The organism is Nitrobacter sp. MLSD-S21 (genome assembly GCF_058809865.1).
This window is the reverse complement of sequence record NZ_JBXASZ010000006.1, coordinates 82,051-106,376: the sequence shown is the minus strand read 5'-3', so window position 1 is coordinate 106,376 and position 24,326 is coordinate 82,051. Positions and strand designations below refer to the sequence as shown.

The 24,326-nt window shown below is 62.1% G+C and carries 20 protein-coding genes; 3 read left to right on the top strand and 17 right to left on the bottom strand.

The features are described 5' to 3' along the window. Window positions 1-100: 100 nt before the first annotated feature. The 7 genes from AC1RT6_RS16545 to murB form a co-directional block, all read right to left on the bottom strand. Complete coding sequence (locus tag AC1RT6_RS16545) at window positions 101-997, bottom strand: outer membrane protein assembly factor BamD (protein WP_079446115.1); 897 nt, start codon at window positions 995-997, stop codon at window positions 101-103. 355 nt (window positions 998-1,352) lie between these two features. Next, window positions 1,353-2,309: a UDP-3-O-acyl-N-acetylglucosamine deacetylase gene (gene lpxC, locus AC1RT6_RS16540; protein WP_079446114.1), complete on the bottom strand. Its 957-nt coding sequence runs from the start codon at window positions 2,307-2,309 to the stop codon at window positions 1,353-1,355. A 337-nt stretch (window positions 2,310-2,646) separates the two neighbouring features. Next, entirely contained in the window at window positions 2,647-4,440 is a 1,794-nt protein-coding gene (gene ftsZ / locus AC1RT6_RS16535; RefSeq protein ID WP_472789306.1) for a cell division protein FtsZ, read from the bottom strand. 91 nt (window positions 4,441-4,531) lie between these two features. Further along, window positions 4,532-5,854: a cell division protein FtsA gene (gene ftsA / locus AC1RT6_RS16530; RefSeq protein ID WP_079446112.1), complete on the bottom strand. Its 1,323-nt coding sequence runs from the start codon at window positions 5,852-5,854 to the stop codon at window positions 4,532-4,534. After that, complete coding sequence (locus AC1RT6_RS16525) at window positions 5,851-6,855, bottom strand: cell division protein FtsQ/DivIB (RefSeq protein WP_079446111.1); 1,005 nt, start codon at window positions 6,853-6,855, stop codon at window positions 5,851-5,853. Before AC1RT6_RS16525 ends, ftsA begins: the two co-directional genes overlap by 4 nt. 362 nt (window positions 6,856-7,217) lie before the next feature. Then, window positions 7,218-8,207 carry a D-alanine--D-alanine ligase family protein gene (locus AC1RT6_RS16520; protein ID WP_079446110.1) on the bottom strand — a complete coding sequence of 330 codons (990 nt, stop codon included), beginning with the start codon at window positions 8,205-8,207 and terminating at the stop codon, window positions 7,218-7,220. Window positions 8,208-8,310: 103 nt separating this feature from the next. Further along, window positions 8,311-9,231 (bottom strand): UDP-N-acetylmuramate dehydrogenase, encoded by a 921-nt coding sequence (murB, locus tag AC1RT6_RS16515; protein ID WP_079446109.1) that lies wholly within the window; start codon window positions 9,229-9,231, stop codon window positions 8,311-8,313. Window positions 9,232-9,371: 140 nt separating this feature from the next. Between murB and AC1RT6_RS16510 the strand changes: the two genes are divergently transcribed. After that, window positions 9,372-9,707, top strand: coding sequence for a GIY-YIG nuclease family protein (locus tag AC1RT6_RS16510; protein WP_079446182.1), 336 nt, complete (start codon window positions 9,372-9,374; stop codon window positions 9,705-9,707). Window positions 9,708-9,766: 59 nt separating this feature from the next. Here AC1RT6_RS16510 and murC read toward each other — a convergent pair whose 3' ends face one another. From murC to murD, 4 genes are all read right to left on the bottom strand, one after another. Continuing rightward, window positions 9,767-11,170 carry a UDP-N-acetylmuramate--L-alanine ligase gene (murC, locus tag AC1RT6_RS16505; RefSeq protein WP_472789302.1) on the bottom strand — a complete coding sequence of 468 codons (1,404 nt, stop codon included), beginning with the start codon at window positions 11,168-11,170 and terminating at the stop codon, window positions 9,767-9,769. A gap of 153 nt (window positions 11,171-11,323) precedes the next feature. After that, the gene (gene murG, locus AC1RT6_RS16500) at window positions 11,324-12,436 is read right to left on the bottom strand and encodes an undecaprenyldiphospho-muramoylpentapeptide beta-N-acetylglucosaminyltransferase (protein ID WP_079446107.1); all 1,113 of its coding nucleotides are present in this window, start codon (window positions 12,434-12,436) and stop codon (window positions 11,324-11,326) included. 69 nt (window positions 12,437-12,505) lie between these two features. Beyond that, entirely contained in the window at window positions 12,506-13,654 is a 1,149-nt protein-coding gene (ftsW, locus tag AC1RT6_RS16495; protein WP_472789300.1) for a putative lipid II flippase FtsW, read from the bottom strand. Between the two features lie 207 nt (window positions 13,655-13,861). Continuing rightward, window positions 13,862-15,262: a UDP-N-acetylmuramoyl-L-alanine--D-glutamate ligase gene (gene murD, locus AC1RT6_RS16490; RefSeq protein ID WP_079446105.1), complete on the bottom strand. Its 1,401-nt coding sequence runs from the start codon at window positions 15,260-15,262 to the stop codon at window positions 13,862-13,864. 29 nt (window positions 15,263-15,291) lie between these two features. Between murD and AC1RT6_RS16485 the strand changes: the two genes are divergently transcribed. Beyond that, window positions 15,292-15,429 (top strand): hypothetical protein, encoded by a 138-nt coding sequence (locus AC1RT6_RS16485; RefSeq protein ID WP_493029544.1) that lies wholly within the window; start codon window positions 15,292-15,294, stop codon window positions 15,427-15,429. Window positions 15,430-15,468: 39 nt separating this feature from the next. On the opposite strand, the gene mraY is transcribed toward AC1RT6_RS16485, so the two are convergent. The 6 genes from mraY to rsmH form a co-directional block, all read right to left on the bottom strand. After that, on the bottom strand, window positions 15,469-16,575 hold the full coding sequence (mraY, locus tag AC1RT6_RS16480) for a phospho-N-acetylmuramoyl-pentapeptide-transferase (protein WP_079446103.1): 1,107 nt from the start codon (window positions 16,573-16,575) through the stop codon (window positions 15,469-15,471). Between the two features lie 11 nt (window positions 16,576-16,586). Beyond that, the gene (locus tag AC1RT6_RS16475; RefSeq protein WP_079446102.1) at window positions 16,587-18,026 is read right to left on the bottom strand and encodes a UDP-N-acetylmuramoylalanyl-D-glutamyl-2,6-diaminopimelate--D-alanyl-D-alanine ligase; all 1,440 of its coding nucleotides are present in this window, start codon (window positions 18,024-18,026) and stop codon (window positions 16,587-16,589) included. Next, the gene (locus AC1RT6_RS16470; RefSeq protein WP_079446181.1) at window positions 18,023-19,480 is read right to left on the bottom strand and encodes a UDP-N-acetylmuramoyl-L-alanyl-D-glutamate--2,6-diaminopimelate ligase; all 1,458 of its coding nucleotides are present in this window, start codon (window positions 19,478-19,480) and stop codon (window positions 18,023-18,025) included. The genes AC1RT6_RS16475 and AC1RT6_RS16470 overlap by 4 nt, the downstream gene beginning before the upstream one ends. A 188-nt stretch (window positions 19,481-19,668) precedes the next feature. Beyond that, window positions 19,669-21,408 carry a peptidoglycan D,D-transpeptidase FtsI family protein gene (locus tag AC1RT6_RS16465; protein ID WP_079446101.1) on the bottom strand — a complete coding sequence of 580 codons (1,740 nt, stop codon included), beginning with the start codon at window positions 21,406-21,408 and terminating at the stop codon, window positions 19,669-19,671. Continuing rightward, a complete protein-coding gene (gene ftsL, locus AC1RT6_RS16460) occupies window positions 21,405-21,785 on the bottom strand; it encodes a cell division protein FtsL (protein ID WP_079446100.1) in 381 nt (126 codons plus the stop codon). Before ftsL ends, AC1RT6_RS16465 begins: the two co-directional genes overlap by 4 nt. Before the next feature lie 3 nt (window positions 21,786-21,788). Beyond that, the gene (rsmH, locus tag AC1RT6_RS16455; RefSeq protein ID WP_472789294.1) at window positions 21,789-22,787 is read right to left on the bottom strand and encodes a 16S rRNA (cytosine(1402)-N(4))-methyltransferase RsmH; all 999 of its coding nucleotides are present in this window, start codon (window positions 22,785-22,787) and stop codon (window positions 21,789-21,791) included. Between the two features lie 521 nt (window positions 22,788-23,308). On the opposite strand from rsmH, the gene AC1RT6_RS16450 reads away from it, so the two are divergent. Next, entirely contained in the window at window positions 23,309-24,166 is an 858-nt protein-coding gene (locus AC1RT6_RS16450; RefSeq protein WP_079446099.1) for an N-acetylmuramoyl-L-alanine amidase, read from the top strand. The last annotated feature ends 160 nt before the right edge of the window (window positions 24,167-24,326 follow it).

The window sequence follows — 24,326 nt, the reverse complement described above, 5'->3', positions numbered from 1 at the left end:
GCGAAACCAGAGCCGCGGATTGACCACAGCATTGGCAGCCCAAGGGGCGCCCTTCGATTCCGCATTCGCAACAGCATTCGCTGAAACGGCGTGGGAATGTCTAGCCAAGCCCCACTTTCCTGAACGCCTTGCTGATCCACGAGCCCTTATTCTCGCTGGGCTGGCTTCCCCCTGACGTCACGAGATTGTAGGCGTCCTTGTACCAGCGACTGTCCGGAAAGTTGTGGCCGAGCACAGCCGCGGCGGTCTGCGCCTCGGCAACGATTCCAATCGCCATGTAGGCTTCGGTCAGCCGCGCCAGCGCTTCCTCGACATGCCGCGTGGTCTGGTAGCGCGTCACCACGGCCTTATAGCGGTTGATGGCGCCCGTATAATCACGTCGCTCCATATAATAGCGGCCGATCGCCATTTCCTTGCCGGCGAGTTGATCGCGCGCGGCCTGAAGTTTCTTCTTGGCTTCGCCGGCATATTCGGACGTCGGATATTTACGGATCACCTCTTCCATGGAGTGCATGGCTTTTTCGGTGCGAGCCTGGTCGCGCGAGACATCGGGGATCTGGTCGTAGTTCGAGACGGCGATCAAATATTGCGCATAGGCGGCGTCCGGGGTGCCCGGATGGAGCGTCACGTAGCGCGATGCGGAGCCGATGCACGTATCGTAATCGCCCGCCTGATAAGATGCATAGGCCGACATCAACAACGACTTCCGCGCCCATTCCGAATAGGGGTGTTCACGGTCGACCTCGTCGAATTTCTTCGTGGCCGCCTTGAGGTCACGCTCCTTGTTCATCAGGAACAAGCCCTCATTGTAGAGCTTGTCCGCCGGATCATCGCTGAAGGTCTGTTCGTCCTTTGCCGTGAGCTTGTCCAAGAGCGGTCCGGTCCCGCAGCCGGCCACGGTAACGGCAACAAGTGCAAGACTGGCGGCGAGCCGGAGTTTCCCGCCAAGCCGATCAAGAGCGGCGCGATCCATGAACTCGCTCAGTCCGAGCGCCATACGCTTAGCCAACATTGATGAAAATCCGACGTCCGTGATACGGCGATCCAAGCACGAGGCAAACAGGATGCGCTGCTTTTACCGCGACCCGTTTAGCCGAAAAGAATCCGTCCACCAACGGGGTAAGCAGGTATTTCGCCGGGATTAAGGCGGGAACACCGGGCGCGGTGCCGAGCGGAAATCACTTTTCGGATAAGATCATGTTCGATCGAAAGTAAGGCTTTGGTCCGATTCATTCGGATCTCGCCTGTCCATACTATCGCCCAAGCATTTCGCGTGAGACTGCGGAGCCGTGCCAGGATCAGGGCGCGCGTATGGAGCAGAATGGATGAAAGCGTGCGAGGCCGGGCAGAACTCAGGACACGTTGGGACCATAGGCCGCAACCATACCGCCCACCATTCCGCCGACCACTTCGCCCTGACTGCGCGGACGCGGGGCCGGCTGATCCTCAACCACCCGCCAGGCAGTCCGATCGGCCATAAGAGCCGTGAGCACCGCGTGGTTGAGCTTGTGCCCGCCACGCACCGAACGATAGCCGCCGATCAGCGGAAACCCTGCGAGAGCCAGATCGCCGATCGCATCGAGAGCCTTGTGTCGCACACACTCGTCCGCGTAGCGCAGACCGCCGGTATTCAACAGGCGCTCATCATCGAACACCATGGAGTTTTCAAATGACGCGCCCAACGCAAAACCCGCGCTCCGGAGTCTTTCGACATCGTTCATGCAACCGAAGGTTCGAGCCCGGCTAATTTCGCGACGAAAACTTTCGGGATTGAGATCGATGGAATAGTCCTGATGACCGATCACCGGATTGGCGAAATCGATCTCGATGTCGATGCGAAAACCGCGCCTGTGCGGTCGCAGTTCGCCGAACGCCTCGCCCTTCTTCACCCGGACCGTTTTCAGAACCTGGATGAAGCGGCGCGCTGCCGACTGCTCGACAATACCAGCCTGATCGATCGCGGCGACGAACGCCGCCGAACTGCCATCCATAATCGGTACTTCAGGCCCGTCGAGTTCAATGGTTGCATTGTCGACCCCAAGGCCTCGCAACGCAGCAAGAACGTGTTCGGCGGTGGATACAAGCGAGCCTTGCTGGTCGCCCAGGACAGTGGCAAACTGGGTCGCGGTGACGGACTTTACCGCAGCTCGTACCCGACGTTCGGTTCCATCGGGACCGATACGGACAAAAATAAAACCCGCATCGATCGAGGCAGGCCCAAGGGTCAAATTGACTGGTAATCCGGAATGAACGCCGACACCCGTCACGGTGGCTCGCGAACGAAGCGTCGTCTGGCGGTTGAATCTCATAAAGTCTTGCCCAAGTGACTAATCCCGAAAGCCGATGTCTCCGCCTGCAAAGGCGACGAATCGATTCGTGATCCCCAAAGTCACGCCTAGAACATACCGGTTGCCACAAAGCACGCCAACTCACGCTTCTTTACCGATTGTTACCCCATCTCCGCCGCAATCACGCCGCCCCTTAACCAAATTTTCCGTCGGAGCGTGACCTTCTACGAAAATCCGAAGACCCTAATTTTCTATTAATTTCAGTAAAATACGTGGAAATGCTAGATACCGTATCAAGAGAGAAAGGGCCCCGACCCTAAAAGGTCGGAGCCCTTCCAATTTTCAATTGTTACAGACTTCAATGGGCCTGGCGGCGAAGAAAAGCGGGGATATCCAGGTGATCATCGCCTTGCGGGGCGGGCGTAACGGGAACCGGACGGCCGTGAAAATCCAGTCCTTGAGGCGACGGACGGCGCGCGTACTCTGATACCGGCTCGTTACCCATCTGCTCGGCAACGCTGCGCTGCGGCCGGCGCTCCGGCAATGGCGGCATCTGAGCCATGGCTGGCCCGGCCTCGCGACCCGCGAGAGGAGGCTCGGCGTCCTGATCGCGCCGGCCGAGGCCAACATTGGCCAGACGTTGCAGAAGTGACAGCCGATTCTTCTGCGGATGCTCTCCGTCGACCTCGCCCCGGGCCTGTCGGATTTCATTCTGAGCCGGCATCGGTAGTTCTTCCATCCTCGGCATCCGAGGAACGCGGACCGGGGCACGTTCGGCCGGCTGCGGGATGAAGTTTTCCGGCGGCGGCGGCTCGTGCTGCTCGCGCGGCGCAGGATCGTGATCTGGGAACAGCGTCGGCTTCTGCGCAATCGGCCGAACAGTAACGTCGCCGTACGAGGCCGGCTGCACGGGAGCCGGAGCAGGCGGTGGCGGCGTTGGCTCGGCAACCGCCGCGGCAATCGCCTCCAACGCTGCACGCTCTACATTAGCGGCGGGTTGAGCGGTCGGGGCCTGAGCTGGCTGCACCGGCTGCGCAGCAGGCCGGGGCTCGATGGGCTTCTGGGCGAGATTAGCGGAAGCACGCTTGTTGTCCTCACGGAGCTTTGCAGTCAGTTCGGCCGCGCGGGGGTCGGGCGCAGCGGATACCGTCTTCGCGGCGGGAGTGGCCGCAGCGCGCGCGATCGTGCCCTGGTCGATGCCGGTCGCGACCACGGATACCCTGATGATGCCGTCGAGACTCTCATCGAAGGTGGCGCCGACGATGATGTTGGCGTCCTGATCGACCTCCTCACGAATCCGCGTGGCGGCTTCGTCGACCTCGAACAGGGTGAGATCTTTGCCGCCGGTGATCGAAATCAGGAGCCCTTTGGCGCCCTTCATCGAACTGTCGTCGATCAGCGGATTGGCGATCGCCGCTTCGGCGGCAGTGAGCGCGCGCTTCTCGCCGGAAGCCTCCCCGGTGCCCATCATCGCCTTGCCCATCTCGCGCATCACGGCGCGGACGTCGGCGAAGTCGAGATTGATCAGACCTTCCTTCACCATCAGGTCCGTGATGCAGGCCACGCCCGAGTAAAGCACCTGATCGGCCATCGCGAAGGCGTCGGCGAAGGTAGTCTTCTCATTAGCCACGCGGAACAGGTTTTGATTGGGAATGATCAGCAGCGTATCGACCACCTTGTGGAGTTCGCCGATCCCCGAGTCGGCAGTGCGCATCCGGCGCTGGCCCTCGAAGTGGAACGGCTTGGTGACGACGCCGACGGTCAGGATCCCCATTTCGCGCGCGGCCTTGGCGATAACCGGCGCAGCACCGGTCCCCGTGCCGCCGCCCATTCCGGCGGTGACGAACACCATGTTCGCCCCTGAGAGGTGATCGCGAATTTCGTCGATGACTTCCTGCGCCGCAGCAGCGCCGACATCGGGCTGCGAACCCGCGCCGAGACCCTGGGTGACCTGCGTGCCCATCTGGATAATGCGCTGCGCCTTGGACATGGTCAGCGCCTGCGCATCGGTGTTGGCAACCACGAAATCGACCCCGACCAGTCCGGCCGTGATCATGTTGTTGACCGCGTTGCCGCCAGCGCCGCCGACGCCGAATACAGTGATCCGCGGCTTCAGCTCGTGAATGTCGGGAACGTTGAGATTGATGGTCATGGTTGCCTCTCGATTACACGCGCGGTGTCGCTATGCCGGCGGTCGTCGACCGCGGGAATTGATGGAAATCTGCAAATTGGCGGAAAATTCATCAGAAGCCCTCCCGGAGCCATCGTCCGACCTTTCCGAAATAGCCGTCTGTCCCTGTCCGGACCTGCCGCGTGCGCCGCGGTTCAACATGTTCCAGATGCGCGTATTGCGGATACACCAGCAGCCCGGTCGGAACGGCGAACGAAGCGCCTTTGGCCTCATTGGGCAGGCGGCCGAAGCCGAGCGGACGGCCGATGCGAACCGGGCGACCGAGGACGCGTCGGGCGAGTTCGGGAATGCCAGTAAGCTGAGACGCACCGCCGCTCAACACAACCCGCGCACGCGGCTCGGCGGCAAATGGGGAATCCGCGAGCCGGTCCCTGACCATCTCAAAAATCTCCTCAACACGCTGACGAACGATGTTGGCGATGGTCGCACGCGACACGACCTGCGGCGCATCACTGTCACTGTCTCCGGCTGCCGGAACCGTCATCAGTTCGCGGACATCCGAGCCGCCCGTTAGCACCGTGCCATATAACGTCTTGATTCGCTCGGCATCCGCAATGCACGCACCCAATCCGCGCGCGAGATCCATCGTGACGTGATGTCCGCCGATGGCAAAACCGCTGGCATGAATAAAGCGCCCAGCCGAATAGATCGCGATCGTGGTGGTTCCCGCGCCCATCTCCACGACCGCGGCGCCGAGATCGACCTCGTCGTCGGTCAATACCGACAAGCCAGCAACATAAGGGCTGGCAGCCATGGCTTCGACGGTAAGATGGCAGCGCTCCACCGCCAGCATCAGGTTTTTCGCGACGGTCGCCTCCGAGGTCACGACGTTCATATCGACGCCAAATCGGCGTGCCACCATGCCGCGAGGATCGCGGATACCCTTTACGCCGTCGAGCGAATAGCCGACCGGCAGCGCATGAAGCACAGTGCGTCCCGGGGCCGTGGCGTGATGCATTCCGGTCGAAGTCACCCGGCTGACATCGGACGGCGTAACCGCGCCACCCTGAATGTGGGAGGCCGCTTCAATCAACTGTCCTTGCAGCCGTCCGGCCGAGACCGACAGCAACACGGATTCGACCCGGACCTTTGCCATTTGCTCGGCCAGTGAAACGGCTTGGCGAACCGCCTGCTCGCATTGGGCGAGATCGGTCACCGCGCCGGCCTTCATGCCGCGCGACTGAATCTGGCTGTAGCCGATCAGCTCCACTGCGTGGGTTCGTCCGCGCAACGCATCGTTCGGTGCGCTCGGCCGCAGCCTTGCGATCATGCAGGCGATCTTGCTGGTGCCGATGTCCAGCGACGCCACCAGCGCGCTGCGATTACGCTGCATCGGCCGGGTTTTCGGGGCCTGGTCGCGATCGAGGACCGTCATGCGCTGCCGGCCTTTTTGCTGGACTTCTTGGTCTGTTCTTCGCGCGCCTTCGCGGCCTCTTCCGAAAGCCGCACGGTCAGGCGATCGGGCAGCCGCAGGTCGATTGCGGTGATGTCGCGCGACAGCAACTTGTTTTCTCTGTCATATTTTACGAGCGAAGCGAGCGCGAGACCGACGTCATTCTCCGGAAGCCGGATGTCGAGTCCGTCCTTGAGACGCAGATTCCAGCGCCGCTCGCCGACGAAGATCGCGGCCTTGAGTTGGCTATTCACAACCGGATAGTTCGCAACCAGCGCAAGAAAATCCTTGGCGCGGGTTTCCGCCCCCTTGCCGACCACGAGTGGCAACGACGCGAAGCGCTGCGCGACGTATGGCGTAAGCACCATTCCGTCGGCGGCGATCACCGCGAGCTTGCCGTTCTCCTGCCAAAGCGCAAAGGGAAGACGCTCGGTGATGTCGATCTGAAGCGCGCCCGGATAAAGCTTCAATACGGTCGCATCCGCGATCCACGGATTAGCCTTTAGGCTGTCACGCACGCTGGCGGCATCGAGGAACAGGAGGGATGAACGGCCGTTGACGCCGCCTGCGGCCAACACCTCATCCTGCGTCAATTGCGTGCGGCCATTAACGGTAACGGATGTGATCCCGAAGCCCGCAGCGTTGGCGAGTGCATTGCGCGTGTCGTCCAAGGCCGCGATCGCTTCATCGACATGGCCGCCCGCGACCACGCCGAACGCAGCGCTGCCACCGACGACGACAACGGTCATGACCGCGCCAAGCCGGCGCGGAACGTGGCGCTCGATAAAGGCAATCGCGCGGTTGGGATTCCTGGCACGCGCATCCAGACGTTCCGCCCGTGCGCGCTTCAGCTTGTCGATCTGTTCGCGCAGCAAGATGGCGGCACCGCTGGCGGCCAACCCGAGCAGGCCGACCTCCTTCAAGAGGCCAGACTTGAACCTCGGCAATCTCAACGACCGATCGAGGTGTCCTCCACCATTCATTGCGCGAGCTCGTCACCGTTTCGCCCCGCCCCGCTTGAACCGCGGTGCTGAACGCAGAAACACGAATTTGGGAGCGCGCCCAACGTTTTAGCGATACCGGGCGGGGTGCCGACCTCCGGCAGGTCCGCTATTCCCTCGATGCGGTCGGAAGCGGAAAATTCCGCCAGCTCGCGCCCCGGCAGCCAAAACGCCACATGCGCCGCCAGTGTTAACCTTGGGACGTCCTGGTAAACAAAAGGTAAATGCGGTGCGGACAGGCCGCATTTTGACGCGATAAAAGAATGCCTTGCGGCTTTTCGGGATCAGCCCGTCGGATTGCCGTGCACCCTTCGCGGTTCCCTCAGCGCGCTGCGTCAGGCTCCTCAAATCGGACGTACTGTCTTTTCGGCAAGCACGATTTGATCCCTGAGGAAATCCGCAAACCCGACCCCGTGTGCATGAAGCGCCTTCGGATAAAGCGACGCCGCGGTCATGCCCGGCAGGGTATTGGTCTCAAGATAGACCGGCCCCTTGTCTGTCACGATGAAGTCGGTGCGGGAATAGCCGCGACAGGACAACGCCAGATGCGCCCGCAGCGAATGATCCATAATCTGCGTGGCTATCTCCGGCGAAAAACGCCCCGGACAGATCTCTTGCGTCGTCTTCGCCAGATATTTCGCGGCATAGTCGAACGCGCCCTCGGCCGGCACGATCTCGACCGGTGGAAGCGCGACGACCGAACCGTCGGAATGCTCCAGCACGCCGCAAGTCGCCTCAATGCCGGACACGAACGGTTCGATCACATAGTCTTCTGTCTTCGCTGCGTCGCGAACGGTGACGAGGTCCTGCGGCGCATTGATGAAGATCAGGCCATAGCTCGATCCGTCACATGCGGGTTTAGCAACCAGCCGGCCGTGTTCGACGAACGCACGGTCGATGTTCTCAAGCAAGACATGCGCCGGCGTATTAACACCGGCCAGGGCCACGAACCGCTTGGCCGCAACCTTGTCGAACGCAAGATGAGAGGCGGCCGAGCCTGACCCCGTAAACGGAATGCGGCGGAGTTCGCACATCGCCTGCAGTTCGCCATTTTCGGCGCGACCTCCGTGAAGGCCGAGCACCAGAAGGCGGCCCTCGGCCTTCGCCCTATCCAGCGCCCGTTCAAGCGGCGTGCCTGCGTCGGCAGGGACGAACTCGTCCTCGAACGGCCGCGCATGATTTCTCAGCGCGTCGGGTCGCACGTCGATGACTTCGTCGCGATGGTTCCAGAACCAAAGATCGGCCTCCGGCAAAGCGTGATGCAGCGCCTGCGCGCTCGCGACCGAAACGAGACGCTCTTTGTTGCTGCCGCCGAACAAAATGGTGATGCGCATCGACCTTCTCGAGAGTCTGATCAACTGCGTTGAATCAGCCGCTCGCCTTATCTTTATGATCGAGCATGATCTTATCCGAAAGCCAGGCTTCCTTTGTCGGGGGTCATGCTCCAACCCCGATCCGCTTGATTTCCCACTGCAGTTCGATACCGGAATGCTGTTTTACCCGTTCGCGGACGGATTCGCCCAAGGTTTCGATGTCACGCGCCGTGGCCTCTCCAGTGTTGATGAGAAAATTGCAGTGCATTTCCGATACCTGCGCGCCGCCGACACGATGGCCGCGCATCCCGGCGGCATCGATCAATTTCCAGGCACTCTGGCCCGGCGGATTCTTGAACGTCGAACCACCGGTCTTTTCGCGGATTGGCTGCACCGTCTCGCGGTGAGCCTGCACGCCGTTCATGCGCGCACGGATCGTTTCCGGATCGGCGAGACGGCCACGAAATATCGCGCCGGTGAAGATGACGAAGGGGTCGACTCTGCTGCTGCGATATTCGAACGCCATGCCGGAATTATCGAAGACCATCTTTTCGCCACGGCGGCTGACTGCGCGAGCTTCGAAGAGAACATCTTTGGTCTCGCTGCCGTTGGCGCCCGCGTTCATGCGCAGCGCGCCGCCGATGGTGCCGGGAATGCCGAAATAGAATTCAAGCCCGCTAATGTTCGCTGCAGCCGCAGCTTCCGCGACGCGCTTGTCGAGCGCGGCCGCGCCGGCGCGCACGATGTCGCCATCGGTCGTAACGTCGCCGAATCCGCGCGGAGACAGGCGGATCACCACGCCCGGCAGGCCGCGGTCGCGCACCACAACGTTGGAGCCGACGCCGATGCAATAGACCGGGATCTCTTGCGGCAGATGGAGCAGGAAATAGGCGAGATCGTTTTCGTCCGCGGGCGTAAACAGCACCTGCGCCGGGCCACCGACGCGAAACCATGTCAGCGGCGCCAGCGACTCATTCGCCAGCAGCCGCCCGCGCAACTCCGGCATTTGCGATTTCAGCTTTGTCGTGATGTCGGGGAAGGTCATTGAAACCACCGCCCGACGCTATGACTCAAAAGACGTGGATGGCCGGGACAAGCCCGGCCATGACGCGTTGAGATGCAGAATTCTTTATTGGATACTAGTATCCCGCAGAAACCACTCAGAAGAAAATCTACATGTTCGTCATGGCCGGGCTTGTCCCGGCCATCCACGTCTTGCAGAATTCCCACATGGCAGGCGGATATGTTTATTTCCTGACTAACCGGCCGAACGGCGTTCTTTACGTCGGCGTGACGAATGACCTCGTGCGGCGCATCTTCGAACACCGTTCCGGATTCGTCGCTGGATTCACGAAGCGGCACGGTCTGAAGCGTCTTGTTTATTTCGAAATCTTCGACGATATCCCCAGCGCCATTCAGCGAGAACGCAACATCAAGCACTGGGCGCGCGCCTGGAAGGTCCGGACAATTGTCGCCGCGAATCCCGAATGGAACGATCTCTATCCGACGATCATCAAATAAAGACGTGGATGGCCGGGACAAGCCCGGCCATGACGAACATAAACTTCGCGCCTGTTGCATCATCCCAGCGCCTTGAGTTCACCGGGTAGCGCATAAGCCCATTGCGTGATGTTGCCGGCGCCGAGACACACGACATAGTCATCCTGCTTCGCGAGGCCTGCAATAACACCCGCGAGCGCCGCGGACTCCTGCAGCGGTACCACCTCGCGGTGGCCGTGGGCACGCAGGCCGAGCACGAAGTGATCGCGGTCGATGCCCGCGATCGGTGCCTCGCCCGCCGGATAGACGTCCGCGACGACAACCGTATCGGCGTCGTTAAAGCAGGTGCAGAATTCCTCAAACAGCGCTTGTAACCGCGTATAGCGATGCGGCTGCACCACGGCGATGACCCTGCCGCCGGTGGACTCGCGCGCCGCCTTCAGCACCGCTGCGATCTCGACCGGATGATGACCGTAGTCGTCGATGATGGTGACGCCGTTCCACTCGCCGGTCTTGGTAAAGCGACGCTTGACGCCGCCGAACCCTGCGATAGCGCTGCGGATTGTCGCGTCGGGAATGCCGAGTTCGTGCGCCACCGCGATTGCCGCTGTGGCGTTGAGCGCGTTGTGGCGGCCCGGCATCGGCAGCACCAGATCGGAAATCTCGTGGGCGGCATCGGTCTTGCGATTGCGGAACACCACCTTGAAATGCGAGCCGCCGCCGTTCGGTGCGAGATCGATCAGCCGCGCGTCTGCTTGCGGATTTTCGCCGTAGGTAATGATGCGGCGGTCCTCGATCTTGCCGACCATGCTCTGCACGACCGGATGATCGATGCACATCACCGCAAAGCCGTAGAACGGCACGTTCTCCACGAACGAGCGGAATGCATCCTGGACGGCATCGAAGGTCTTGAAGTGATCAAGATGCTCGGGATCGACGTTGGTGACGACAGCAACGTCGGTCGGCAGTTTCAAAAAGGTACCGTCGCTCTCGTCGGCCTCCACAACCATCCACTCGCCGGCCCCCAGCCGCGCGTTGGTGCCGTAGGCGTTGATGATCCCGCCGTTGATGACAGTGGGATCGAAATCGCCTGCGTCGAGCAGCGCCGCAACCATTGATGTCGTCGTCGTCTTGCCGTGAGTGCCGGCGATGGCGACGCAGCTTTTCAGCCGCATGAGTTCCGCGAGCATCTCGGCGCGGCGCACGACCGGAATGCGCTGCGCGCGCGCCGCCATCAGCTCGGGATTGTCGCGCTTGATCGCGGTCGAAACGACCAGCACGTCAGCGCCGTTTACGTTCTCGGCCTTATGGCCGACCGTGACCTTGACGCCTTTCTCACGGAGACGCACCACATTAGCGCCTTCGGAAGCGTCCGAACCCTGCACCGTGTAGCTAAGGTTGCACAGTACCTCGGCGATGCCGCTCATGCCGATGCCGCCGATGCCGATGAAGTGGATAGGGCCGATTTCGCGCGGCAATCTCATGGGTCGTCTTCTCGCAAAAGTCCTGATGCCCGCTAACCCGGCACTCGCCGGCACATGGCTTTATCACGGGTATCCACGTCTTGCTTTCGAACCGATTCATGCAAAACGCGGATGGCCGGAACAAGTCCGGCCATAGTGGCAAATGTCAAGCCGTCACGCCGGCGAATCAAGTCGCGCCACCTTCATCACCAGATCCGCCAGCCGTTCGGCTGCGTCGAGGCGGCCTACCTTGCGCGCCGCCGCCGCCATGGCCGCGAGTCGCGACGGTTCCTCCGCGAGCGCGGACAATTCCGCCGCGAGCCGGTCTGGAGTGAAGTCGGACTGCACGATGCGAATCGCGCCCCCGGCATCAGCGAGCACACCGGCATTGGCGAACTGGTCCTGATCGATCGCGCCGGGCAGCGGTACAAGAATGGAGGGGCGCCCAATCGCACCGAGTTCAGCCACCGTACCCGCCCCCGAGCGTGATACGACGATATGACTCGACGCCAGCCGCGCCGGGAGGTCGGCAAAGAACGGCGCAAGCTCCGCTTCGATCTTCAGCCGGTCATAGACCAGGCGCACCCGCGCCACATCTTCGTCGCGCACCTGCTGGGTCAATATCAATCGCTGCCGTAGCGCCGGTTCGAGTCTCTCAATTGTATCCGGCACGATGTCGCTCATGACGCGCGCACCCTGGCTACCGCCAACCACAAGAACGCGCAAAGGATCGTTCGAGCCTGGTGCGGCGAACGGCACCATGGCGGCAGCGAGAATCGCAGGCCGCATCGGCGTTCCGGTCGTCGTGGTCTTGCCGATCAGCGACGGCTCCTTGTCGAGCACGCCCGGCAACGAGGTGGCGATGGCGCTGACGCGCTTGGACAGAAAGCTGTTAGCGCGGCCCATGACCGCGTTGGAATCATGGATCAGCGTCGGAATGCCCTTGAGTTGCGCCGCGATCAGCGGCGGCAAGGTCGGATAGCCGCCAAATCCGATAACGGCGGCCGGTTTCAGGCGACGCATCAGGTTGAGCGCGACGACAGTCCCGATCGCGAGCATCAGGCCGGTGCGCGCCAGCGCCAGCGGCGAGCGGCCGCGCACCGTCTCGCTCGGGACCACGTCGGTCATGTCTTTCGAGAACAGCCCACTATAACGCAGCGCACGCGCATCCGTCACCAGCCGCACGCGCAAGCCGCGCTTCATCAGCTCGACGCCTAGCGCCTCGGCGGGAAACAGGTGTCCCCCGGTTCCGCCAGCGGCGAGCAGGATGAGAGGCGTGGTGGTCATGAGATTTGCGTTCCGAACGTCATTGCGAGCGTAGCGAAGCAATGACGAAGTTGCTTCAGCAGGACCAGGTCACGCATAACTCGCGGCGGCAGTGGCGTTTATTGATTCCATTTCCGTGCGCGGCCGTTCGCGTGTCAGCGCCAGCATCAAGCCGACGCCGTAGGCGAGCGAGATCATCGACGAGCCGCCATAGGAAATGAACGGCAGCGTCATGCCTTTGGCCGGAATCAGATGCAGGTTGACCGCCATATTGATGGCGGCCTGCACGCCGAACATGATCGCGAGCCCGGACGCGGCAAAACGCGAGAACAGATCCTCCGATACATAAGCGCGCGACAGTGTGCGCATGACGATGAAGGTGAACAGCGCCAGCAGTCCGAGGCACATGATGATGCCGAATTCCTCGGCGCCGACCGCGAACACGAAATCGGTGTGACTGTCCGGAAGACTCCGCTTGGCGATACCCTCGCCGGGGCCGAGCCCGAACCATCCACCGTTGGCGAAAGCGTCCATCGCTGTGTCGACCTGGAAGGTATCGCCGGAGGCCGGATCCATGAAGCGCCGGATGCGGAGCGCGACGTGCGGCACCATCATGTAGGCGGCGAACAAGCCGGCGATCGCCGCGCCTGCGAGACCGAATACCCAGACGATGCGCATGCCTGCGATGAAGAACAGCGCGCCCCATACCATCAGGATCAGCATGGTCTGGCCGAAGTCCGGCTCCATCACCAGCAGTGTGACGAGTCCCAGCAGCAGTGTCAGCGCCATCGAAGTCGCCGGCATCTCGGGCTTGCGCGCGGATTCCGAAAACAGCCAGGCCGCCAGCACGACGAAAGCGGGCTTCGCGGATTCCGAAGCCTGGATGTTGACACCGAGGATCGTGATCCAGCGTTTCGCGCCCTTGACCTCCGGACCGAATCCGAGCGTGGCGACGATCAACACCACGCTAAGCGCGAACACGATCAGCGCCGAGCGGCGGATCTGACGCGGAGACAGAAACGACACGCCGACCATCACGACGATCGACGGCAGCAGAAACAGCACATGACGATGAAAGAAGTGAAATGGATCAAGGCCGATCCGGGTCGCCACCGACGGGCTCGCCGCCAGCGACAGCACCACACCGGTGAGCATCAGAAGCACCATACCCGCCAGCAGCAACCGATCCACGGTCCACCACCATTCCGAGAGCGGTGTGCGTTGTTCGCGTGAAATCATGGCGGGTCCTGCGGGCGGAGATAACCCATTGGTCCCTCATCGTGGTTACCGGAGAGTTAAGGCTGTTGCTATATCTTCGTCATCGCTCGCCAAAAGCGCAAAGCACGTCTTCGCGCAAAGGGGCAACCCATCCTCTTTGCAAATTCACGAAGTTCGATGGATGTCCGGATCAGGTCCCGGCAAGAGGCCATATTTGCGGTGGACGAGCTACACGACGGGTGTGACGCCCGGTAACGCCCGAACCAGCTCGCGGAAACGATCACCACGAATTTCGAAATTGCGGAACTGATCGAATGAAGCACAGGCCGGCGACAACAGCACCACGGCGTCCGCAAGGCCGGAGGCTTCGGCATCACGCGCCGCAGCAGGTACTGCGGCCTCCAGCGTCGTGCTGATCTCGTAAGCCGCCTTGCCTTCCAGCGTCGCGGCGAACTCCTGTGCCGCTTCTCCGATCAGATAGGCTTTCCGGATGCGCGGAAAGAACGCGTCGAGCGAGGCGATGCCGCCGCTCTTCGGTTTGCCCCCGGCGATCCAGAAGATATTGGTGAAGGACGACAACGCTTTCTCGGTGGCGTCGGCGTTGGTGCCCTTGGAGTCGTTGACGAACAGCACGTGAGCCTTGTACCCCACCTGCTCCATGCGATGCGCGAGACCGGGGAAACTGCGTAAATCCTGCTGCAGAATCTCCCGGCTAACCCCGAGCGCCAGCGCCGCCGCCGAAGCGCACGCTGCATTCTGCGTGTTGTGCCTCCCGCGCAGCGACCCGATTCCACCAATGTCAGCGATTTCGCTGCGCGCACCACCAGACGCGAGAACGATCCTATCCTGTTCGACGCTGATACCGTACGCCAGCGGCCGCTTCACCGACACCCGCACGACGTTGCGGCCGGCCTGCTCCTGACGGTCGGCGACTGCTCCACACCAGCGATCGTCAACACCGACGACCGCTGTGCCCTGCGGCTGCACACCGGCGATGAGTCGCTCCTTCACCTCCGCATAGTGTTCGATGCTGCCGTGACGATCGAGATGATCGGGACTGACATTGAGCAGAATGCCGACGGTCGGATCGAGCGAGGGGGCGAGGTCGATCTGGTACGACGACATCTCGATCACATGCACGCGTCCTCTGCGCGGAGGCTCCAGCGACAGGATCGCGGTGCCGATGTTGCCGCCCATCTGCACATCGTGTCCGGCCTCGCGCATCAGATGCGCGACCAGCGCTGTGGTGGTGGATTTGCCGTTGGTGCCGGTGATGGCGACGAAGGGCGCGTCGGGGGCATGACGCTTCCGCTCGCGGCAGAACAGTTCGATGTCGCCGATCACCTCGACACCCGCCTGTCGCGCCGCAAGCACGCTCCAGTGCGGCGCCGGATGGGTCAACGGCACGCCGGGCGCAAGTACCAGCGCGGCGAAATTCGTCCACAATACGTTTCGCAGATCCGCGGTGATGAAACCAGCCTGCGCCGCCTTCGCAAGATTGTCGACGTTGTCGTCGCTCGCAATCACTTCAGCGCCGCCGGCCTTCAGCGCGTGGCAGCTTGCAAGACCCGAGCCGCCGAGGCCAAACGCCGCGACCGTCTTGCCGGCAAAGGAGGTGACGGGGATCATGTGGATAAACCGGCGAGGTTGTGGCCGTCATGGCCGGGCTTGTCCCGGCCATCCACGTCTTTGATGATTGGACCAAGCAGCACGGACCGAAGCATCAAGCACCGGCCTCGCGCCTGGAAGATTCGAAAAATCATAATAAACAATCCGAACTGGAACGATTCGCTTAAGACGTGGATGGCCGGGACAAGCCCGGCCATGACGACGAGTCACCGCAGCTTCAGCGTCGAAAGGCCGGCAAGCGCCAACATCACCGAGATGATCCAGAACCGGATCACGATCTGCGGCTCGGTCCAGCCGAGTTGTTCGAAGTGATGGTGGATCGGCGCCATTTTGAAAATGCGCTTGCCGGTGAGCTTGAACGACGTGACCTGAACGATCACCGACACCGCTTCCAGCACGAACAGGCCGCCAATCACGGCCAGCACGATCTCATGCTTCACCGCCACTGCGATCGAGCCGAGCATGCCGCCCAGCGCCAGCGAACCGGTATCACCCATGAAGATTGAAGCCGGCGGGGCGTTGAACCAAAGGAAGCCGAGGCCGGCCCCGAGCACCGCCCCGCACAGCACTGCCAATTCGCCCGCCCCCGCGATGTAGTTGATCTGAAGATAGTCGGCGAAGACCGCATTGCCGGCGAGATAGGCGATCATGGCGAAACTCGCCGCCGCGATCATGACCGGCACGATGGCGAGACCGTCGAGGCCGTCGGTGAGATTCACCGCGTTGCCGGCTCCGACGATGATGAAGGCACCAAAGGCGAGAAAGAACCAGCCGAGGTCCAGCGCCACGTCCTTGAAGAACGGGATCACCAGCGCCGTCGAGAACGGCTCGCGGCCGAGCCGCGTCAGCGCATAGCACGCGGCCAGCGCGATCAACAGTTCGAGCAGCAGGCGGGTGCGCCCGGAGAATCCGGCGTGGGTCTGCTTCGTCACCTTCAGGTAGTCGTCATAGAAGCCGATGAAGCCGAAACCGAGCGTCACCGCGAGCACGATCCAGACATACGGATTGAGGGGATTGGCCCACAGCACGGTCGACACGACAAGTCCCGACAGGATCATCAGGCCGCCCATGGTCGGCGTGCCCTTCTTGCTGACGAGGTGCGACTGCGGCCCGTCGGTGCGGATCGGCTGTCCCTTGCCCTGACGCAGGCGAAGATTGTCGATGATCCAGGGGCCGAACAGAAACACGAACAACGCGCCTGTCACCATCGCGCCGCCGGTGCGGAAGGTGATGTAGCGGAAGACGTTCAGCAGCGGCTTGAAAATGCCGAGCCCCGGAACCGTGTTAGAAAGATCGATCAGCCAGTAAAACATTTTATGAAACCCTAAACCGCGACTCCGTCGTGCGCGGCGTTGTCGGGAAACCGCTTTTCAAGCGCCGTTATAATCAATTTCATTCGCGATCCGAGCGAGCCCTTGACCATGATGACGTCGCCGGCGCGGATCGCCGCCACCACCTGCGATTCGAGCGCGGCCGAGTCCTCTGCATAACCGCCCCGCTTGCCGGAGGAAAGCGCGTCCCACAGATTGCGCATCAGAGGGCCGCAGCAAAAAATCATGTCGACCGCATTGGCATTGATCGCCTCGGTCAGGCCACGATGCAGGTCCGCACTTTTGGGACCGAGCTCCAGCATATCGCCCAGCACGGCGATGCGGCGACCCTGCGTCCCGACCCTGGTCCCGCCAAGTACGCCCAGCGCCGCAGCCATCGAAGCAGGATTGGCGTTATAGCTTTCGTCAATCAGGGTCGCCTCCCCGCCCAGCACGGTCAGCGCATGGCGCACGCCGCGCCCCGCGGCCGGCTGCGCTTGCGACAGCGCAAGCCCCGCAAGCGCAAGATCGGCGCCCGCCAGTGACGTCGCCGCCAGCACCGCCAGCGAATTCATCGCCATGTGACGGCCGGGCATGCCGAGCTTATAGGTCAGCTCATGGCCGAGAATTTTGGCGTGCACGGCGGAGCACGCCGGATGCAGCGCCACGTCGAGCAGGCGCGCGTCGGCCTTCTCGTCCGAGCCGAACGAGACGATCTTCGCGATGCCGAGTTTCTTTGCACGTCTTTGCAGCCGCGCGAACTGAGCGTTGTCCCGATTGAGCACGACGGCTCCGCGCGGCTCGACGCCTTCGAAAATTTCCGCCTTGGCGTCGGCGATCCCCTCTATGCCGGAGAAGAACTCGAGATGCACCGGCTCGACCGTGGTGATGACCGCAACATGCGGCCGCACCATCTTCACCAGCGGCTCGATCTCGCCAGCGTGATTCATCCCGATCTCGAAGATGGCGAAACGCACATCCGCCGGGCAGCGCGCCAGCGTCAGCGGTACGCCCCAGTGATTGTTGAACGAAGCCACCGAGGCGTGTGTCTTGCCCTGCGCGCCAAGGACGCTCCGCAACGCCTCCTTGGTCGAAGTCTTGCCGACAGATCCCGTCACCGCGATCACCTGCGCTGAAAGTCGCGCGCGCGATGCCCGCGCCAGATTGCACAAGGCGGCAAGCACGTCCTCGACGATCAGCAGGGGCGCATCGGCGGCGAATTTATCGCGCTGCGCGTCCTCAACCACCGCCAGCGCCGCACCCGCCTTCAAGGCGGCATCGACAAAAGCGTGACCGTCGTGCACGTCGCCCTTGATCGCGAAATAGGCCTCGCCCGGCGCGATAGTTCGGCTGTCGATGGAGATTCCGGTAATCACCGCCGGCAAAGCCCCGCGTCTCTCGGCCCGCATCGCCGTAACCATCGCGTCCAAAGTCCACAATGCGCGCACGCTCATATCTGCCTCGATGTCAGTGCCGCGATAGCCGCCTCGTGGTCGCTGAACGGCAGCACGCGATCACCCACGATCTGCCCGGTCTCGTGCCCCTTGCCGGCAATCAGCAAGGCGTCGCCCGGCTGCAGCCCCGCAATCGCAGCACGGATCGCTTCGGCTCTATCGCCGATCTCGCGGGCACCCGTGGCGGTGGCGAGGATCGCGGCGCGGATCGCGGCGGGATTTTCGCTGCGCGGATTATCGTCGGTCACGATAACCACATCCGCGTTATCGGCGGCGATTGCGCCCATCAGCGGACGCTTGCCTGCATCGCGATCACCGCCCGCTCCGAACACCACCACGAGCTTGCGCTTGGCATAGGGCCGCAACGCCTGCAACGCCTTTGCCAGCGCATCCGGTTTGTGGGCGTAATCAACAAAGACCGGAGCGCCATTGCGCTCACCGACTAGTTCAAGCCGTCCCCTGGCGCCTTCGAGATGTTCGAGCGCCGCAAATACTCCATCCACGTCGCCACCGCTTCCGATGACGAGACCGGCCGACACCAGCGCATTCTCGATCTGGAACTCTCCGACCAAAGGCAGACGTATGATACGTTCGCGTCCGGCATGTTCGAGAGTCACCCGTTGCGCAAAGCCCTCGATAGTGGCCGCGACCAGACGAATGCCGATGCGCGCACCGTCGCCGCGACGGCCGACACGCATCACCGGCACGTTGCGCGCGCTTGCCGCTTCGATCACGATAACCGAACAGTCATGATCCGCGGAAATCACCGCGACCCCGTCCGGCTCGACCAGCTCGCGGAACAGCCGCAGCTTCGTATCGAGATAGTGCGCGACGGTCGGATGATAATCCATGTGATCACGCGACAGGTTGGTGAAACCTGCAGCACGCACCCGCACGCCATCGAGTCGATATTGATCAAGACCATGCGAGGACGCTTCCAGCGCAAGATGCGTCACGCCTTCGCTCACGAGCTGATCCAGCTCCCGATGCAACTCGATCGGATCGGGCGTCGTCACAGAGCCGTAGACCGTGCGCGACGGTGCGACCACGCCGATGGTGCCGATGCTCGCCGACGAATAGCCGAGCCGCTGCCAGATCTGCCGCGTGAATGCCGCGACCGAGGTTTTGCCGCTGGTCCCGGTAACGGCGGCAATGGTCGTGGGCTGCTGCTTGTAAAATTTAGCGGCGGCCAGCGCCAGCGCGCGCCGCGGATTCGGCGTTACGATGAACGGAACGCGCCCGGACGCGGGCGCGTGGTCACCGACCACCGCAACGGCGCCCGACGCGATCGCGACATCGATGAACCGCGCGCCATCTGTCTTCGTACCGGCAAGCGCGAAGAAAAGGTCTCCGGGCTTCACCGCGCGGCTATCCACCGCGAGACCCGTGACGGCAAGCTCGCCAGTCGGCGCGTCCATGGTGGCGTCGTCACCGAAAAGCTCACGAAGTTTCATGTTCTCCCAGCCCGGTGGTTCAACTCTAACATCCCATTTCAGCGAGTTTCCGGCAAACGTCAGAATCATCAAAGTACCACCGGCGAATATCAAGTTGCCGGTGTGCTTTTTAAGTCCGAAGTTTGCTGCGTGGCGCGCTGAAAATGAGGCGAACCTCCAATTCGGGACGCCGGAAAGGCCCGGTCGTCCTATTGCGTCGCACGGGATGCCGCAAGAATGAGGCGCTCGGACGGCGGCAAATCGAACCGCGGTTGCACGCCCAGGATCGGAGCGATGCGCGCGATGACCTTGCCCCCGGTCGGAACTGCGTTCCATCCCGAGGTGATGAAGCCATGGGTTTCTTTGAGCGGCTGCGGCTCGTCCAGCATCACAAGAAGCTGGTATTGAGGATTGTCCGCGGGCAGGATCGCGGTGAAGGCATTGAGCACGCGCTTCTTGGCGTAGCGACCGTTGATCACCTTCTCGGCGGTGCCGGTCTTGCCGCCGACATAGTAGCCCTTGACGTCGGCCTTCCTTGCGGTTCCGATCTCGGCGTTCAGGCGCAGCAAGAAGCGCATCTTGTCGCTAGTTTCCTGCTTGATGACGCGCTTGGCAACCGCCCTTGCTTCCTCTTCGGTGCGCTTGAGGAATGTCGGCGGAATCAACCAGCCGCCATTGACCAGCGCATCGATCCCCATCACCGCCTGCAACGGAGCCACCGCCATGCCGTGCCCGAAAGCAATGGTGACGGTGTTCAACTCGCCCCACTTGCGCGGCAGAATCGGTGACGCGCTTTCCGGCAACTCGGTACGCAGGCGATCCATCTGGCCCATCTTGCGCAGGAACGCCTTGTGCGCCTCGACGCCTTGCGCCAGTGCGATCCGCGCCGCGCCGATGTTGGATGAGTAGGTGAACACTTCCTTCATATTGATGAAGCGGCCGAGCCGATGGTCATCATGAATCGCGAAGCGGCCGAAATGCAACGGCGCACGCGCGTCCCACATCGAATTCAGATCGTACTTGCCGGAATCGAGCGCCATCGCCAGCGTGAACGCCTTGAAGGTCGATCCCATTTCGTACACGCCCGTTGTCAGACGGTTGATACGATCGGGATCATGCGCCTCTTTCGGATTGTTGGGATCGAAGTCCGGCAAGGAGACCATCGCGACGATCTCACCGGTTCGCACGTTGGAGACAATACCCGAGGCGGCCTTGGCTTGATAGTGCTCCTTGGCATTCATAAGCTCGTCGCGCAACGCGTGCTCGACACGCAGGTCGATCGACAATTCCACCGGCTGCTGCAGGCGGTCGGTGGCGAAGCCGGCGCGGTGCAGGTCCGCGAGCCCGTTGCTGTCGAGCCACTTCTCCATCCCGGCAATGCCCTGGTTATCGATGTTGACGAGCCCGATCAGGTGCGCAACCTCCCGCCCGCTTGGATAGACGCGTTTATTCTCGCGCAGGAAGCCAATCCCAGGAATTCCGAGACCATGAATGTCCTTTTGCTGGGCAGGGGTGATTTCGCGTTTCAACCAGACAAAACCCTTACGGGTGCCAAGACGCTGTCGAACCTCGGCGGTCTCCAGATCTGGCAGCGTCGCCGTCAGTAACTCGACCGCCTCGTCCCTGTCGATGATGCGTCGCGGTTCGCCAAACAAGCTCGGCGCCTTGATGTCGGTGGCAAGAGCCTGGCCGTTACGATCGATGATATCGGGTCGCGCTGTGGCGATCGCGTCCTGCGAGGCGGCACGATGCCCTCCCCGGTCGTCCGGAAATGTTGCAAACATGACGAGACGCGTTGCGATTACCGCATAGATCAGCCCGAATAAGATGATGACGAAGCCGACGCGCACCCGCGCCTTGGCGGCGCGATCGACGTTCTGCCCATAGAGCAGGTTACGGATCACGCGCTGACTCCAAGACGCCGACGGAAGCCTGTTTTGACCACTCACTGCGGGGCCTCCTGCAACGGCAGAGAACCGGTGACGGCGTCGGGATCGATGATCTCGATCATGGCACCGATCGGATCGGAAGTGCCGGGCGGCACCAGGCTCGGCGGTCGCTCCGGCAGGTTCTTCAGAGAATCGAACTGTCTGGTTTCAATCGGCTTCAATTTCAGATGTCGTTCGGCCAAAATTTGCAGACGCCGTGGCGCATCGAGCTTTGCCCATTCCGCGCGCAGGACCGCGATGGCCTCGCGCTGCTCGCGCACCTGAGCCTGAAGCCGCGACACACGCTCAGTACGGGCGGTCGAATCCATCTTGATGCGATAGACATACGATGCCGCATAGATAAGCGCGCAGACGACGAGGAAATGGATGATCCGCACCTATCAGCCTCCCCGCATCACGTTTGCAAGCGATGGCCAGGCCGGACGCTCGGCGCCGTCATCGATTGCCGCCGCATCGGTGCGTTCGGCAGCGCGCAGCCTGGCCGAGCGAGCGCGCGGATTGGCGTGCATTTCTTCTTTACCCGGCGTCAGCGGACGTTTCGTTAGAATGGCAAAGCTGAGTGACGCCCGTTCGATTTCCGGCCGATGGCGCGAACCGCCACCCGTCTTGCCGCGCCTGACCAGGAAGTTCTTGACGATACGGTCCTCAAGGGAATGAAAGGACACCACAGCAAGCCGGCCACCCGGCTTTAGTACGCGTTCTGCCGCGGCTAGCGCCGCGATCAGTTCGTCGAGCTCCTCGTTGACGAAAATCCGCAGAGCCTGGAACGTCCGCGTCGCGGGATGAATCTCATGAGGCTTTGCGCGAACCACCTTCGACACGATATCGGCCAGCGCCCGTGTGGTCGCGATTGGCGCGAGCCGCCGGGCCGTGACGATGGCGCGGGCGACGGCGCGCGAGCGACGTTCCTCGCCGAAGATGTAGATGATATTGGCGAGATCGGTCTCGGACGCGCGCGCCACCACGTCGGCGGCAGTTGGCCCTTGCCCACTCATGCGCATGTCGAGCGGACCGTCGAGACGAAAGGAGAAGCCTCGATTGGCCTCGTCGAGCTGCATCGAGGATACGCCGACGTCCATGACGATGCCATCGACAGCGGCTGTGCCCTGCGCCGCGCAGACCGCGGCGAGATTGGAGAAGCGGTCCTCGACCAGCGTCAGCCTGCCGCCGGACTCCTCCACCAGACCGAAGCCGCCAGCAATGGCGGTACGATCGCGATCGATTCCGATCACGCGGGTATCCGCAGTTGCTAGAATGGCGCGTGAATAGCCTCCGGCGCCGAACGTTGCATCAATGTAGATGCCGCCGGCGCGCGGCGCCAGCATGGCAACAGCCTCGCGGCCGAGCACAGGCACATGACGGATGGGCGGCGCCGTCATGATCGGGCCTCCATCCGCAAATGTCTCGTTCTCGCCGCGTGTGTGCCCATCCGACTCCGACCGTCCGGAATTCCGCCTTTTCCGGTCCTGGAGCCAGCTCACCACCGTAAAACCGCTCGGACCGGCCCCCAATCGCTTCTCCACAAGGAGATGAGCTGACAAACCCGGGCTTCCGCATGGAATTTGAAGGGTTGCCATGGGGATTTCGAACGCAAATGGGACCTCGGCCGTCCCGATGCCGGTTCGGCTCTTCACCACTTAGTAACGGCGTTTAGCGTTAAGAAAGCGTTGATAGCCTACACAGCAATCGAGCTATCCCTTCCCTGTGGTGGCCCTGGGTGGTGCAGCACCCACACAGCTAACGGAAAAGCCAAAGCCGTTAACAGGAAAAAGCGAAAAGGAGTCACGCATTCGATTGCATGCCGCATGACGCCTCCGGATAATGATCCTAGTGATTCGCTGACAAGTCGGGCACGCGCTCCCGTTTTCCGCGATTTCTAATGCCTGTTTTGGATCGTTGCATGTTTGCGTCCGTCAGTCTTGACTTAAAACGCCGACGCCCTCTTCCGATCCCCAAGGCCATCGTTGGAATGCCGACCTTCGTCCCTGACTCATCCCTCGTCTCCGACACGGTGCCATCCTTAAACTTTGGCGACCGCGCCAAAGGGCGGCCGCCGGATATGATCGTGCTGCACTATACCGGGATGCCCGACGTTGAAGGCGCGCTGGCGCGGCTATGCACGTCTGGAACCGAGGTGTCCGCACACTACGTCGTGCTCGAGGACGGTCGCGTTGTGCAATGCGTTCAGGAAGCGAAGCGGGCCTGGCACGCCGGTGTCTCCTCATGGGCGGGCGAAGAGGACATCAACTCCTGCTCGATCGGTATCGAGATCGTCAACCGCGGCCACGACTGGGGCTATCCGGCTTTCCCGCTACGACAAATCGCCGCTGTCATTGCGCTATGTCGCGGCATCATTCATCGAAGGGATATCCTGGCTCATCGCATTGTCGGCCATTCGGACGTCGCACCTGCGCGCAAGAAGGATCCTGGCGAAAAATTTCCATGGCATTCGCTGGCCGATTCGGGCGTCGGACATTGGGTCCGGCCGGCGCCAATCGTGGCCGGCGACGTACTGAAGACCGGCAGCGAAGGTGAGAACGTCCGCGCGCTACAGCAATCGCTGGCGCGGTACGGTTACGGCATCAAGGCGAGCGGCAAATTCGATAACCCGACCATGGAAGTGGTCACAGCTTTTCAGCGCCACTTCCGGCCTGAAAAGGTCGACGGCGTCGCCGATCAATCGACGTTGACCACGCTGCGAGCGCTGCTTGAAAGCCTGCCCGTCCCAACCGTCGCGGCATCCCGGGACATCAGCTAAAAGCCGGAGCCACCGGTGGCGCGCAGATTTCAAACTGCGCGCTTGAGAGCGTATTCGAACCCCACCCGACAAGGCTGTTGAGCGTTGTCATCGATTCCAGCGTTGCGGGTTCCACCTATCAACGTTTCGTGGGGCGTGCATCATAGCGATGGAAAAGCCA